Origin of the sequence: Microvirga mediterraneensis (assembly GCF_013520865.1) — a bacterium.
Classification (GTDB): Bacteria; Pseudomonadota; Alphaproteobacteria; order Rhizobiales; family Beijerinckiaceae; genus Microvirga; species Microvirga mediterraneensis.
In genome coordinates this window covers 2,368,813-2,382,393 of the sequence record NZ_JACDXJ010000001.1, presented here as the reverse complement: position 1 = coordinate 2,382,393, position 13,581 = coordinate 2,368,813, and the positions used below count along the sequence as shown (strand labels likewise).

Here is a 13,581-nt window from a genome sequence, read left to right as displayed (position 1 = left end):
GGAGACACCCCAGTGCTCTACCGCGAGGCCGGACAGTTCAAGACCAACTACGTCGCGGACAGCGCGATCTTCCCCCTGCGGGAAGACCGGATCGGACTGGCGCTCATCATCCTCGCCGCCTATGCACTGGCCTTCTTCGGCAGCAGCTTCCTGCTCCAGGCGGTGCTGATCCCGTTCCTGGTCTTCTCGCTGGCGGCCATCGGCCTCAATATCCTCACCGGCTATACGGGCCTCCTGTCGCTGGGCACCGGCGCCTTCATGGGCGTGGGCGCCTATGCCTGCTACAAGCTGATGACGGCCTTTCCGGGCGTGAACGTGATCGTCTGGATCTTCGTGTCGGGCTTCTTCTCCGCAGCAATCGGCGCCCTGTTCGGCCTGCCCTCGCTGCGCATCAAGGGCTTTTACCTGGCGGTCGCCACGCTCGCCGCGCAGTTCTTCCTGCAATGGTGCTTCATCCGCATCCCCTGGCTCGTGAACTACAACGTCTCGGGCGCACTCGACGCCCCTTTGCGCACCCTTTTCGGCATTCCGATCATGGGGCCTAACGCCACCCCGCAGACGCGCTATCTCCTGGTGCTGACCATCGTGATCCTGCTCACCTGGCTCGCCTCGAACCTCGTCCATGGCCGCATCGGGCGCATGTGGATCGCGATCCGCGACATGGATCTCGCGGCCGAGCTCATGGGCATCCGGCCACTCCAGACGAAGCTCCTCGCCTTCGCGGTCTCGTCCTATTACTGCGGCGTCGCCGGGGCGCTTCTCGTCTTCCTCTGGTACGGCGGCGCGGAATACGACGTGTTCAACATCAACCAGTCCTTCTTCATCCTGTTCATGGTGATCATCGGAGGGCTCGGCAGCCTCATCGGCTCCTTCTTCGGCGCGGCGCTGATCTTCATCCTGCCCATCGTGCTCGGCATCGTGCTTCCGGCCATGCTGGCGCCCTTCGGCCTCTCGGTCGGCGCCGACGTCATCGAGCATCTGCGCTTCATGATCGTGGGCGCGCTCATCATCTTTTTCCTGATCGTCGAACCGCACGGCCTCGCGCGGCTCTGGCAGATCGGCAAGCAGAAGCTCCTGGTCTGGCCGTTCCCCTACTGACGGCCGGGCTCGAAGGGGACGAGACACGAAACAAGAATTCGGCCTCTCGGCCGATGCAATGGGAGGAAACGCAACCATGTCGTTTCGCAAGTTAAGCCTTGGACTCGCCGCCGTGACGATGCTCGCCGGCACCGCCCTGCCGGCCTTCGCGCAGGATTCGATCTACGTCCCCCTCTTCACCTATCGCACCGGCCCCTTCGCCGGCTCCGGCACCTTCATCGCCGACGGCATGCACGACTACCTCCAGATGCTGAACCAGCGCGACGGCGGCATCGGCGGGGTGAAGCTCGTCCTGGAGGAATGCGAGACCGGCTATGACACCAAGAAGGGCGTGGAATGCTACGAGGCCGTGAAGGGCAAGAACCCGGTCGTGGTCAACCCGTGGTCCACCGGCATCACGCTGCCGCTGATCCCGCGCGCCTCCGTGGACAAGATCCCGATCCTCTCCATGGCCTACGGCCTCTCGGCCTCGGCGCGCGGCGACATCTTCCCCTGGGTGTTCAACCCGCCGGCCACCTATTGGGACGGCCTGTCGATGATCATCAAGTATATCGGCCAGAAGGAAGGAGGCCTTGAAAAGCTGAAGGGCAAGAAGATCGGCTTCATCCATCTCGACGCCGCCTTCGGCAAGGAGCCGATCCCGCTGCTCCAGGAACTCGCCAAGGACATCGGCTTCGAGGTGGCGCTCTATCCGGTCGCCGCCCAGGACATGCAGAACCAGTCCTCGCAATGGCTCTCGGCCCGTCGCGACCGGCCCGACTACATGATCATGTGGGGCTGGGGCTCCATGAACGGCGCTGCCGTAAAGGAAGCGGTGCGCTCGGGCTATCCGATGGACAAGTTCTACTCGGTCTGGTGGCCAAGCGAGGATGACGCCCGCTCAGGCGGCGCCGGCGCCAAGGGCTTCAAGATGCTCAACTGGCACGCGGTCGGCACCAACTTCCCGGCCATCCAGGACATCCAGAAGCACGTGGTCGACAAGGGCATGTCCAAGGCCCAGAAGGACAAGGTCGGCGAGCTCCTCTACAACCGCGGCGTCTACAACTCGCTGCTGATCGCGGAAGGCATCGCCCAGGCCCAGAAGATCACCGGCAAGAAGGCCGTGACCGGCGAGGACGTGCGCCGCGGCATGGAGAACATCAAGCTCGATCCGGCCCGGTTGAAGGAGCTGGGCCTCGACGGCTTCACGGAAACCCTCTCCTTGAGCTGCGCCGATCACAACGGCCACCGCCCGGCCTTCATGCAGGAATGGGACGGCGCGAAATGGGTGAAGATCTCCGACCCGATCGAGCCCATGACCGACCGGGTGAAAGGCCAGCTCGACGCCGCCGCGAAGGACTATGCCGAGAAGAACGCCGGCTGGCCCAAGCGCACGGAAGCCTGCGACAAGGCGAGCTGAGCAAGCGCGACATACCCTCCTCCCCCTTGAGGGGAGGAGCTGGAGGTGGGGGTGTGAGCGATAGCCTATGAAGGTGTGGCGCCGTCACCCCCACCCTTAATCCCTCCCCTCAAGGGGGAGGGAAATCGAGGAGCCCCATCGATGTCGAGTGCTGTTCAAACACAAGCGCCTCCCCAACCGGAAGCGGCCGAAACCGTCCTCACGGTCAACAACATCGAGGTCGTCTACGACCACGTGATCCTCGTGCTGAAAGGCGTCTCGCTCAACGTGCCCAAGGGCGGCATCGTGGCGCTGCTCGGCGCCAACGGCGCGGGCAAGACGACGACGCTCAAGGCCATCTCCAACCTGCTGCACGCCGAGCGCGGCGAGGTCACGAAGGGGTCGATCGAGTTCAAGGGCGAGCGTGTCGACAAGCTCTCGCCCAACGAGCTGGTGCGGCGCGGCTGCATCCAGGTGCTCGAGGGCCGCCACTGCTTCGGCCATCTGACCATCGAGGAGAACCTACTCACCGGCGCCTTCACGCGCCGGGACGGCAACGCCGCCATCCGGCGCGACCTCGAGGCAATCTATGAATACTTCCCGCGCCTGAAGCAGAGGCGTTCCTCCATGGCGGGCTATACCTCCGGGGGCGAGCAGCAGATGTGCGCCATCGGGCGGGCGATGATGTCGCGTCCCTCCATGATCCTGCTCGACGAGCCCTCCATGGGCCTCGCGCCGCAGATCGTGGAGGAGATCTTCGAGATCGTGCGCATCCTCAACACGTCGGAGGGCGTGTCCTTCCTGCTCGCCGAGCAGAACACCAACATGGCGCTCAAATACGCCACCTACGGCTACATCCTCGAAACCGGCCGCGTCGTCATGGACGGCCCCGCCCGGATGCTGCGCGAGAACGAGGACGTGAAGGAATTCTATCTCGGGGTTTCCGAGGGAGACCGCAAATCCTTCCGCGCGGTGAAAAGCTACAAACGCCGCAAGCGCTGGCTGGCTTAAGACGCCGGAGAACGCACCCGCTCAATCTCCAAGCTTGACCTTACATGATAACATTCATAGCACGGAATCAGCGGAGTCCTATGCAGGCTCACGCGATTCTTGAAGCGAGGGGGTTACGATGAACTTTGAAGTCTTGAAGAAAAACGTGGAACAGGCCGTCAGAACGAGCATCAGCAAGTTCGCCGATTTTACGGGACGCGCATCCCGACCGGAATACTGGTATCTCATGCTCCCGGTGATCGCCCTTCTGGTTGTTGCGAATCTCATCGATTCGATCCTTTTCGGAACGTCTGCGCTCAGCCTGGTCGTTGCGCTCGCAACCCTCGTCCCCACCCTGTCGGCCGGTGCGCGCCGCCTGCATGACACAGGCCGCCCAGGCTGGTGGCTGCTCGTCGCCATCATTCCCATCGTTGGCGGCCTCTATGTCATCTATCTCTGCTGCCAGCCGGGAACCTCTGGGCCGAACCAGTTCGGGCCCGAACCGTCCTCCGCTTCCTACGGCGCGCTGGCTCAAGCCTGACCGGCTTGCCAACCCGCGGCGGCTCATCCACCATCACTGCATGCCGTCGGTCCACCGCTCCACGGGGATCTGACGGTGTGCCTCGACATTGATGGCGGGATAGCGGAGGAAGTCCTTGGCGGATCATTACGACGATCTCGAAACCCATGATCATGCCAAGCGTGAAGCCTCGCTCTTCAAACGTCTGCCGGAGATCCTGAACCAGGCCGTCAAAGCCCCCGCCTATGCGGAGCGGCTCAAGGGCATCGACCTCGACCTCATCACGAGCCGCGAGGCGCTTGCGGCCCTGCCGGTGCTGCGCAAATCCGAGCTGCCGGGTCTGCAGAAAGCCGCCCCGCCCTTCGGCGGTTTCGTGTCCGGCACGCCGGGCTCGTTCGGGCGCCTCTTCACGTCGCCCGGTCCGATCTTCGAGCCGGAACCGGAGACACCCGATCCCTGGCGCTCCGCGCGCGGCCTCTTCGCCGCCGGGTTCAGGCGGGGCGACGTGGTGCTCAACACCTTCAGCTACCACCTGACGCCGGGCGGCTTCATCATGGATTCCGGCGCGCGCGCCCTCGGCTGCGCCGTCATCCCGGCGGGACCGGGGAACACCGAGCAGCAATTCGAGCTCATCGAAGCCTATCGGCCCGTCGCCTATTGCGGCACACCGGATTTCCTGAAGATCCTGCTCGACGGCGCGGCCTCGTCGGGGCGCGACGTCTCGTCCATCAAACGGGCGCTCGTCTCCGGCGCGGCCTTTCCGAAGTCGCTGCAGGAGGAGTTTTCCGCGAGGGGCATCGAGGCCTACCAGGCCTATGCCACGGCGGACCTTGGTTTCATCGCCTATGAAACTTCAGCCCGGGAAGGGCTTGTCGTCAACGAGGACATCATCGTCGAAATCGTGCGGCCCGGCACGGGCGATCCGGTGCCGGAAGGCGATGTGGGCGAGATCGTCGTGACGACCCTCGATCCACGCCATCCTTTCGTCCGCCTCGCCCTCGGCGACCTGACCGCGGCGATGAGTGGCTCCAGCCCCTGCGGCCGCACCAACATGCGCATCAAGGGATGGATGGGTCGCGCCGACCAGGCCACCAAGGTCAAGGGCATGTTCGTGCGGCCCGAGCAGGTGGCGGAGATCGGCCGGCGCCATCCCGAACTCGGCCGCCTGCGCCTCGTCGTCACCCGCGAGGGAGAGACGGACGTCATGACTCTGATGGCGGAAACGGACAGCCCCAACGATGCTCTCGCGACCTCGCTCGGGACAACGCTGCAGAACATCCTCAAGCTCAAAGGGCTGGTCACGTTCGTAAGCCCAGAGAGCCTTCCGAACGACGGCAAGGCCATCGCGGACGACCGCAAGTTCGGCTGAGCGCCGACCTCGGCCGCAAACCGGCTTTGCAGCATTGCAGTCATTGCTACGCTTGGAGCCCTTGAACGAGGGATTCGAGCTTCATAAGCTCAAGCTCGTCAGTGATTCGAGCGAGAACCAGGGTTCCAAAAAGAAAGAGCACCCAGGGGTGCTCTTAAGGTGTCCGGCCGTAGGGGCAAAATGACCGGAGATGTCAATAAACGCCCAAGGCTGGATTTGGTTCCGAACTTTTTTCTAAAATTTTTATAGCCCGGCCAGCGCCTCATTGAAGTCACGTTTTCAGGGTCTAGGGCTTAGCTTCCCGTGGGGGCAAACACGGGCCGGGGCCGCGACCAATGCCCCCTTCAAAGGACATGGTCGCGGCTACCCCGTCCGGGCGCGCCGCAGCCTCGTCGAACGATGCGCGAGCCCAAAGGTGCATCATCGGCACGAAGCCCCGTTTCCACCATCGCGACGGATCTATCCGACGAGACCCTGGATCGGTTTCAGGTCAGGCGTGTCGGGAAAAACGTCCTCGGCGAGCCGGGCGGTGGAGATCCCGAACAGATCGGCCAATACGCCCTTGGCAACGGAACGGATGTCGGTGGTGGGGCGCAGGTCCCGGCGCTCGAAGAGGTTCTCCGGCCTCAAGCCAGGCCAGTCGGCGATGACCCGCCCGCCCTTGACGGCCCCGCCCACGAGAAAGGCGACGGTGCCGTTGCCGTGGTCCGTTCCCACCGTGCCGTTGACCCGCGCGGTGCGCCCGAACTCCGTGACCACCATCACGACCGTGTCCGCCCAGCGCTCCTTAAGCCCGGCCTCGAGGGCCGCGAAGGCTCCGTCGAGCCCGCCGAGGAGCTGAGCGAGCTGCCCCGTCGCGCCGCCTTCGTTGGCGTGGGTGTCCCACCCGTCGAAGGCGAGCGCCGCGATGCGCGGCCCGTCATCCGCATTCACGAGACGCGCCGCCCCTTCGGCCACGCGACGCATGGCGGCGGATGCGCCAGCTGTGGGCTGGCCCGCCATGCCGCCCATGCGGCCCGCCAGACGCTCCGTGTCGAGACCGCTCCTCAGCTGCACGCCCAGTTCCGGATCGCGGGCGGCATAGAGATCGAGAAGCCGCTGTGCGAGGTCCTCCTTGGCCTTGGGCAGGATGGCCGGGGCCCAGCCGGTCACAGGAGCCCGCCCTCGCACGATCAGCGGCGGCACCGGGCCGACGCCCAGCGCCCCGTGCTGCGCGATCCGCTCCCCCTCCGGCAGGATCAGGAGCAGGCGGTTCATCCAGCCCGATTCCGTGCGCCCAGGTCCCGGCTGGCCGCTTTCCAGAACGTCCTGACCGTCGAAATGCGAGCGATCGCGATAGCCCGTGGACGTCGCATGGATCACCGTCGCTTGCCCGGCCTTGTAGAGCCGCAGCAGGTTCGGCATGGCCGGATGCAGCGCGAAGAACCCGTCGAGAGGCAGGGCCGGGGTGCCGCCCTGCGTCGAGAGGGCGATGCTCTCGCGCAGGCCCACATAATCCGGGTCGCCCACGGGCGCGACGGCGGACAGGCCATCCATGGCTCCACGCAGGACGATGCATACGAAGCGCGCGTCCCGCGCGCCCGCCGCCGCATAGGCGAATTTCGGCACGAAACTCCAGGCGAAGAGAGCCCCGGCGGCTCCCAGGATGGCGCGGCGGCTGACGTTGTTCTCGCAAAGGTCGGACATGGTCGCTCTCCTGCTCCGGCGTTCAGCGCCGCTGGAATTCCGGCGCCATCAGCAGAAGCGCGACGCCCTGCTGGCGGCTTTCGGCGCGGGCGACGGTCTGGCGCGTTTCCTTCGACGCATAGTCGCCAAGGCTCGCCTCCAGCAGCTCCATGGGATCGAGCCGCCCGGCGCGCTGCGCCAGTCGCGCGGAGGCGTAGAGGCGCGTCTTCATGCCCTCGGGCGTGGCCCAGTGGGCGGCCGTGTCCGGATAACCGTTGGGACCGGGCGGATCCCAGAGCTTCTGGCCAAGCGCGTTGAGGGGATTGGCCACCACCCACAGGTTCTCCGGAGGTGCGCCGATGAGGCGGAGCGCCGCGAAGACGAATTCCTGCGGAGTGCGGATCTTGCGCGCCTGCGATGTCCAGGCCTCGGGTGAATCGAGCAGGGCGCGGGAGAGCTCCGCGAGGTCGCCCTCGGTTTCGATGAAGACGTCCCGGAGCCGGGCCACGAGAGCGGGCGGCGGATCGTCGGCCACGAAATGACGCGCCATCTTGAATGCGATGTGTTGCGCGGTGGACGGATGACGCGAGAGGGCATCGAAGACGTCCCTCGTCTGGTCGGGACCGTAATCCTGATAATAGGTGCCGAGCACGCGATGCTCGCCCGGCTCGTGCAAGCCCACATTGAAGATTGAGGAGCCTGGACGGCCGAGCTTTCCCTCCGGCCCCGCCACCGTCCAGCCGGTGATGACGCGGGCCAGGCTCGTCACGTCGGTCTGGCCGTAACCGCCGGAGGCGCCGAGGGTGTGCAGCTCCAGGATCTCACGGGCCAGGTTCTCGTTCAGCCCCTTGCGCTGCCTGAGACCGGCATTCGAGTTGGGGCCGATCGACTGGTTGTTGTCGAGATAATAGATCATCGCCGGGTGCGTCTCGGCGGCGAAGAGCATGTCGGCGAAGCGCCCGAACACATGAGGCCGGATGGCCTCCCGCTCGAAGGCGCCGGCCGTGGCTTGAACCTGGTTGCCCTTGGAGGCTGAGATTGCGAAATGGTTGCTCCAGAACCAGACCATGCGCTCGGCAAAACCGCTCCTCGCCTCCAGGGCCAGCGTGGCGCGGGCCAGCACCTCGTCGCGATAGGTATCCTGCGGGATCACGTTCTTCGGCGCCTCGGCCTGCGGAAGCGGCTTGGCGGCGGCATCGGCCTGGTCCATCGCGCGCGACAGGAGCACACCATCCCGCCGGTCGTAGGGATTGATCCGCGAGGCCCGCGCCAAGTCCACCCGGCGATTTTCCTGCTGAAGCGCGCTGAGAACCTCCGGCGTGCTCTGGAGGTGGCTCTGGGCGGATCGCCAGGTTTCGATGTCCTGTCCCAGAAAACCTTTCGCATCCGAGCCGGCTTCGGCCAAGTCGTTCCCCCTGGCGCCGAGGCCGAAGCGGGCCAGCGCCAGGGCGGGATGAATGCTGTCCTTCGATGGAGCTTCCGTGTCGCTCATGCGCGGTCCGCAAGGAAAAAGGATAACCCCGCAGGATTGTCATAGGAAACTTGTCGGAGGCGCGGCGAGATCGTGGCGCTGCGCTGCCCTTTTGATGAATTGCGGATCCATCCCTTACAAAGAGCCGGACATGCAAAAAGGCCCGGGAGGTTCCCGGGCCTTCTCGTCGTCGTATGGACTGGATCAGTACGTGCCGAACTTGAAGTTCAGCTTGGCACGGGCCACGAAGAAGTCCTGATCGTTGTTGGTCTGGGGCCAGAACACATCGACCGGCGCGCCACCAACCGGAGTGAAGGTTCCGATGATGCCGTTGTTGTCGTTGCTCTGGTCGATGCTGACCCACAGGCCTTCGAGGCCCAGGGTGACGGCGCTGTTGCCACCGAACAGGTTCCAGTTGGTCGGCAGTGCCCACTCGATGCCGCCGCCGACAGCCCAGCCAGTGTCGTTGTCCGTGTAGGCCACGCCACCGGTGGCGTAGATCAGGACGCGATCGACAGCGAAACCGGCGCGTACGCGGGTCGAACCCCACCAATCCGCGGAGTTGTTGAACCGGCCGGGCACGAAGGTGCCGGCGAAGCCCGGACCCGGGATGAACACGGCGTTGTTGTTGCCGTTGTCGATCCCCTGGATGTCGGTTTCGACACCGATCACGAAGTTGCCGATCTGGTAGTTGTAGCCGATCTGGCCACCGCCAGTGAAGGCACCGTCGTTATTGTTGTCGAAGATGAGAGTGCCGCCGACCAGGCCGCCCGGAACGCCAGGTCCGCCCAGGATCACAGGGTCATTGTTGCTGTTCCGCCAACCCCAGCCGAGGTTGCCACCGATATAGAAGCCGGTCCACGTAAAGATCGGAGCAGCAATGATCGGGGCAGGCGGCGGAGCCTGGCGCGGAAGGTCGGCAGCGGAGGCAGCGGCTGCAACAAGCGTCACGCTTGCAACCCCTGCGAGGAGGCTTAGTACGCACTTTCTCATAACCGTAACCCCTTGATGTGGACTCACGGTGAAAACTTACGCTCGTTACCCTCAGGAAAGCTATGGCAAAGGTGCAACACCTATATATTTGCGCAGTATTCAATGGGTGCAAAAGTAGTACTACTTTTGGCGGAAAGAATTTTATCCGAAAATTTAGAAACTGGACTTGGGGAATCGACCTTCAAAGTCGTTTGACTTTACTTTGAAGGCATGTCCTAATGATCGCGTTTTCGGCTTGACAACCGAAGGCGAGGAGATCACTCAACCCTGCCCTTTGGGCGGGGTTTTTTCTGGGCGACAACGGTGCCGCGAGCGCTCGTTACAGATCACCCAGAAGCAACTGAGCCTGGTTGCTCGACTTTGGCTTCTCACTCTTCTTGTGGGACGAGGATGCGACCTTCATCGCACGGCGTTCAGGCCGCTTTCTGTCATCGGCGCCAGACATCCGTGCCTTGGCCTTGTCCCGCGCGATGGCCTCCGGCGCATTCGGATCGTCCTGGAGCCACTTGCCGCGCTTGATCACCTCGTTCACGCGCCCCTGATTGACGCCGAGTTGGAAGGCGATTTCCTGCTGCGTCATCTCCGTCGTTCCATGCAGCTCCAGGATCCGCCGGGCGAGTTCGGGCGTCATCTTCCGCCCAGTGATGCGGCGCGCGGGCGCCAGCGAGCGCTTGGAGCGATCCCGCTCGCGGAGTTTCTCCAGAATGGCGAGCGCCATGTTCATTCCCTGCTCGCGCAGGGCATCCTCGAATTCCTTGAGCGTGGTCAAAGCGAACGCACTCCTTCAAAGAAACGGACTTGAAAACGTCTTGAGCTTAAGCCTCCCGGGTTCAACGGCCACGCTGCCGCTTGGTTTCACCGGACTGGCCTCGCCTCACTCCTCCTCATCCTTGCAGGGCCACGTTTTCGGTGGATTGAGGCCGGACGGAAGCTTCGTCTGCGCCGTACCGCAGGCGATCTCGATCTGTGCCTGCGTGAGACCCGTAGCCCCGCTCAGATCCGCGCCGCCGATCTGCGTCAGGTACAGATAGGAGCCCGTGAAGTTCACGCCCTGGAGATCCAGACCGTCCAGTCGGGACCGCGAGAGGTTCGAATAGCTGAAGTCCACACCGGTAATCTTCGCGCTCTGGAAGAGCACCCGCGCGAGTTCGGCCTTCGAGATATTGGCGTTCGAGAGATCGGCACCGCTGAAATCGGAACGGTTCAGTTCGGATTTGCTGAAATCCGCTCCCGCGGCTTTGACCTGAGCGAAGTTCGAGCGGTTCATGTCGGCGGAACCGAAATCGGCACCCGTGAGATTGGCTTGGCCGAAATTGGCGCGCCAGCCCAGCGCCTTGGTGAAATTCGCCTTGGACAGATCCGCCCCCTCGAAGCGGGTGCGGCTGACCTCCGTCTCGCTCAAATTCGCCCCGGCCATTTTAGAGGAGGCGAAATCGCTCAAGGTCAGAAGAGAGCGCTGGAAGTTGGTGCCCGTCAGGTCTTCGTTGGTCAGCATCAACCGGGCCTTCGAGCAACCCGACCAATCGACCCCCGGACCGGGACCGTCCTGACACTTGGCCAAGGCAGGGCCGGCACAGACGACCAAGGCGATGACGGCACCTGCTGTCTTCACGAGGAAACAATCCTCCATGCAATCCTCTCTCGCTTATCTTCTACTAATTAGGCATTGCAGCCCTTTGGAGGAGCCCTTCGGGAGAAACTTTCCTAGGCCGGTATATGACGAGCGAATTTCTGCATTGTGTGGCCGGCAAGGTCTCGGCCGGGGACAGAGCATCACGTCGAGACTCGACTTCCCTTACGTATGGTCTAGCTTCTGCAGCAATCCCAGTGGAGTAAAGCCATGCGTCGTTCCGTATCCCTTTCCGCCATCCTGCTTGCCGGTCTCGTCTTGAGCGGCTGCATCGCTTCGACAGGCCCGGTCGGGGTCCTGCCGCGCGATCCCGTTCCTCCGCCGCCTTCCATCTCCGGGAGCAGCCAGCGCTCCTCTGCCGCCGCTCCGCGGACCAGCTCGACCTCCCCGCGCCGGGGCTTGAGCGTGCCGGGCCAGGTTCCGGCTCCCCGCCCCTGATCTCCCCAGGAAGGAAGCCCCGCCTCTCCTTAAGAGCCTTGTTTCCTGCGCCAATGCATAGCTGGCGCCGATTCCTATCCTGATGGTATATGCCGTTGCGATGAATCAGAAGGCGGGATGAGGATTCATGACTTGGTTTGAGGCAATCGGCTGGTTCGGCGCAGTTCTCGCTGTCACGGGCAGCGCGATGAAGACCATCATCCCGCTGCGCTGCATCGGGATCGGCGCCAATATCTGCTCCCTGATCTTCTCGTCGTTCACCGGGAACTATCCAAGCCTCGTCGTCAACCTGATCCTGCTGCCGCTGAACAGCATCCGGCTTTATCAGATGCTGGGCCTGATCAAGCGCGTGAAGCACGCCTCGAAGAGCGACCTGTCCATGGAGTGGCTCAAGCCCTTCATGACCCGCCGCAAGACCACGGCCGGCGAAGTGCTTTTCGCGAAGGGCGATACCGCCAATTGCATGTACTTCACGATCTCCGGGCGCTACCGCCTGAAGGAAATCGGCATCGAGCTTCTTCAAGGCCAGGTCGTCGGCGAGATGGGCTTCATGTCCCCGCACAACAAGCGGTCCCAGACCCTCGAATGCCTGGAGGCCGGCGAGGTGCTCAGCATCTCCTATGACGAGGTGCGCCAGCTTTACTTCCAGAATCCCGAGTTCGGCTTCTACTTCCTGCGCCTCGCCAGCGAGCGCCTCTTCTCGAACATGGAGAAGATGGAGGAGGAGATCGCGCGTCTGCGGGCCGAGCTGCCGGACGTCGCGCCGGTTCAGAAGGCTGCGTCAGCTTAGAATGCCTTTAAGGAAGCGGCAGTTTAGAATTCTTATAAGTTATTGAAATCACTTGTTTTTTAGTTGACCCACAACCTCTATCATGGTTCTTCAGCGTCAACGCGGCCGGCTGCGACGCCGGCCCTGGCATGATTGCTGGAGGAATTTCATGAAGGTGAAGGTTTCGTTTGCGCGCGGGCTGCTCCTCAGTGCTGCGGCTCTCGGCATGCTGGCAGGATCGAGCCTTGCGGCCTCCGCCGAGGAAGTGCTGAACATCTACACCACCCGCGAGCCCGGACTCATCAAGCCCGTCCTTGACGAGTTCACCAAGGAGACCGGCATCCGGGTCAACACGATCTTCATCGCCAACGGCCTCGAGGAGCGCATCCGCGCCGAGGGCCAGAACAGCCCCGCCGACCTGATCATCACGGTCGATATCGGGCGCCTCGCGGCCGCCAAGGATTACGGCGTGACGCAGCCGGTGAAGTCCGAGACGCTCGAGAAGGTCATCCCCGCAGCCTACCGCGATCCGGAAGGCCATTGGTTCGGCATCGCCCTGCGCGGCCGCGTCGTCTACGCCTCCAAGGAGCGCGTGAAGCAGGACAAGATCACCTACGAGGAGCTCGCCGATCCCAAGTGGAAGGGCAAGGTCTGCATCCGCTCGGGCCAGCACCTCTACAACATCAGCCTGATCGCCGCCATGATCGCCCATAAGGGCGAGGCCAAGGCCGAGGAATGGCTCAAGGGCGTGAAGGCCAACCTCGCGAAGAAGCCCTCGGGCGGCGACCGCGAGCAGGCCAAGGACATCCTCGCCGGTGTCTGCGACATCGCCGTCGGCAACACCTACTATGTCTCGCTCATGCTCAACGGCAACGATCCCGAGCAGAAGAAGTGGGGCGAGGCGATCAACGTGATCCTCCCGACCTTCGAGGGCGGCGGCACCCATGTGAACGTCTCGGGTCTGGCCCTGACGAAGAACGCGCCGAACAAGGCGAACGCGGTGAAGTTCATGGAATACATGGTCTCCGACGCGTCCCAGCAGATCCACGCCGAGGCCAATTCCGAATATCCGATCAAGGCCGGCATCAAGATCCACCCGACCATCGCGTCCTTCGGCGAGCTCAAGGCCGACAACATCCCGATCGCCGAGATCGCGAAGCTGCGCAAGAAGGCCAGTGAACTGGTCGACAAGGTCGGCTTCGACCAATAAGACACGGGGCAGCATGTCCAGCCGCCCTCTCCCGCTCCCAAGAGGCGCTG

General features: G+C 63.6%; 13 protein-coding genes. 8 read left to right on the top strand and 5 right to left on the bottom strand.

What is annotated here, in order from left to right; all coding sequences use genetic code 11:
- The first annotated feature begins 12 nt into the window (after positions 1 to 12).
- The 5 genes from H0S73_RS11185 to H0S73_RS11165 all read left to right on the top strand — a co-directional run bounded on the left by H0S73_RS11185 (position 13) and on the right by H0S73_RS11165 (position 5,355).
- On the top strand, positions 13 to 1,098 hold the full coding sequence (locus H0S73_RS11185; protein ID WP_181052225.1) for a branched-chain amino acid ABC transporter permease: 1,086 nt from the start codon (positions 13 to 15) through the stop codon (positions 1,096 to 1,098).
- A 76-nt stretch (positions 1,099 to 1,174) separates the two neighbouring features.
- A complete protein-coding gene (locus tag H0S73_RS11180) occupies positions 1,175 to 2,497 on the top strand; it encodes an ABC transporter substrate-binding protein (RefSeq protein ID WP_181052224.1) in 1,323 nt (440 codons plus the stop codon).
- A gap of 141 nt (positions 2,498 to 2,638) precedes the next feature.
- Positions 2,639 to 3,487, top strand: coding sequence for an ABC transporter ATP-binding protein (locus H0S73_RS11175; RefSeq protein ID WP_181052223.1), 849 nt, complete (start codon positions 2,639 to 2,641; stop codon positions 3,485 to 3,487).
- A 118-nt stretch (positions 3,488 to 3,605) separates the two neighbouring features.
- Positions 3,606 to 4,007 (top strand): DUF805 domain-containing protein, encoded by a 402-nt coding sequence (locus H0S73_RS11170; protein WP_181052222.1) that lies wholly within the window; start codon positions 3,606 to 3,608, stop codon positions 4,005 to 4,007.
- A gap of 115 nt (positions 4,008 to 4,122) precedes the next feature.
- The gene (locus tag H0S73_RS11165) at positions 4,123 to 5,355 is read left to right on the top strand and encodes a phenylacetate--CoA ligase family protein (RefSeq protein WP_181052221.1); all 1,233 of its coding nucleotides are present in this window, start codon (positions 4,123 to 4,125) and stop codon (positions 5,353 to 5,355) included.
- 459 nt (positions 5,356 to 5,814) lie between these two features.
- Here H0S73_RS11165 and H0S73_RS11160 read toward each other — a convergent pair whose 3' ends face one another.
- From H0S73_RS11160 to H0S73_RS11140, 5 genes are all read right to left on the bottom strand, one after another.
- The gene (locus H0S73_RS11160; RefSeq protein ID WP_181052220.1) at positions 5,815 to 7,041 is read right to left on the bottom strand and encodes a DUF1501 domain-containing protein; all 1,227 of its coding nucleotides are present in this window, start codon (positions 7,039 to 7,041) and stop codon (positions 5,815 to 5,817) included.
- 22 nt (positions 7,042 to 7,063) lie between these two features.
- A complete protein-coding gene (locus tag H0S73_RS11155; protein WP_181052219.1) occupies positions 7,064 to 8,512 on the bottom strand; it encodes a DUF1800 domain-containing protein in 1,449 nt (482 codons plus the stop codon).
- A gap of 183 nt (positions 8,513 to 8,695) precedes the next feature.
- The gene (locus tag H0S73_RS11150; protein ID WP_343058323.1) at positions 8,696 to 9,442 is read right to left on the bottom strand and encodes an outer membrane protein; all 747 of its coding nucleotides are present in this window, start codon (positions 9,440 to 9,442) and stop codon (positions 8,696 to 8,698) included.
- A 361-nt stretch (positions 9,443 to 9,803) separates the two neighbouring features.
- A complete protein-coding gene (locus H0S73_RS11145) occupies positions 9,804 to 10,253 on the bottom strand; it encodes a sigma factor-like helix-turn-helix DNA-binding protein (protein ID WP_181052217.1) in 450 nt (149 codons plus the stop codon).
- Between the two features lie 105 nt (positions 10,254 to 10,358).
- Positions 10,359 to 11,096 carry a pentapeptide repeat-containing protein gene (locus H0S73_RS11140; protein WP_181052216.1) on the bottom strand — a complete coding sequence of 246 codons (738 nt, stop codon included), beginning with the start codon at positions 11,094 to 11,096 and terminating at the stop codon, positions 10,359 to 10,361.
- Positions 11,097 to 11,324: 228 nt separating this feature from the next.
- On the opposite strand from H0S73_RS11140, the gene H0S73_RS11135 reads away from it, so the two are divergent.
- From H0S73_RS11135 to H0S73_RS11125, 3 genes are all read left to right on the top strand, one after another.
- Complete coding sequence (locus H0S73_RS11135) at positions 11,325 to 11,552, top strand: hypothetical protein (protein ID WP_181052215.1); 228 nt, start codon at positions 11,325 to 11,327, stop codon at positions 11,550 to 11,552.
- 127 nt (positions 11,553 to 11,679) lie between these two features.
- Positions 11,680 to 12,342, top strand: a complete 663-nt coding sequence (locus tag H0S73_RS11130) for a Crp/Fnr family transcriptional regulator (protein WP_181052214.1) — start codon at positions 11,680 to 11,682, stop codon at positions 12,340 to 12,342.
- Positions 12,343 to 12,490: 148 nt separating this feature from the next.
- A complete protein-coding gene (locus tag H0S73_RS11125) occupies positions 12,491 to 13,531 on the top strand; it encodes a Fe(3+) ABC transporter substrate-binding protein (RefSeq protein ID WP_181052213.1) in 1,041 nt (346 codons plus the stop codon).
- Positions 13,532 to 13,581: the final 50 nt, after the last annotated feature.

What these genes read in the sequence shown, in the direction of transcription:
- H0S73_RS11180 (WP_181052224.1), top strand. Translation starts at nt 1,175, where the DNA reads ATGTCGTTTCGCAAGTTAAGCCTTGGACTCGCCGCCGTGACGATGCTC.
- H0S73_RS11175 (WP_181052223.1), top strand. Translation starts at nt 2,639, where the DNA reads ATGTCGAGTGCTGTTCAAACACAAGCGCCTCCCCAACCGGAAGCGGCC.
- H0S73_RS11170 (WP_181052222.1), top strand. Translation starts at nt 3,606, where the DNA reads ATGAACTTTGAAGTCTTGAAGAAAAACGTGGAACAGGCCGTCAGAACG.
- H0S73_RS11160 (WP_181052220.1), bottom strand. Translation starts at nt 7,041, where the DNA reads ATGTCCGACCTTTGCGAGAACAACGTCAGCCGCCGCGCCATCCTGGGA.
- H0S73_RS11155 (WP_181052219.1), bottom strand. Translation starts at nt 8,512, where the DNA reads ATGAGCGACACGGAAGCTCCATCGAAGGACAGCATTCATCCCGCCCTG.
- H0S73_RS11135 (WP_181052215.1), top strand. Translation starts at nt 11,325, where the DNA reads ATGCGTCGTTCCGTATCCCTTTCCGCCATCCTGCTTGCCGGTCTCGTC.
- H0S73_RS11130 (WP_181052214.1), top strand. Translation starts at nt 11,680, where the DNA reads ATGACTTGGTTTGAGGCAATCGGCTGGTTCGGCGCAGTTCTCGCTGTC.
- H0S73_RS11125 (WP_181052213.1), top strand. Translation starts at nt 12,491, where the DNA reads ATGAAGGTGAAGGTTTCGTTTGCGCGCGGGCTGCTCCTCAGTGCTGCG.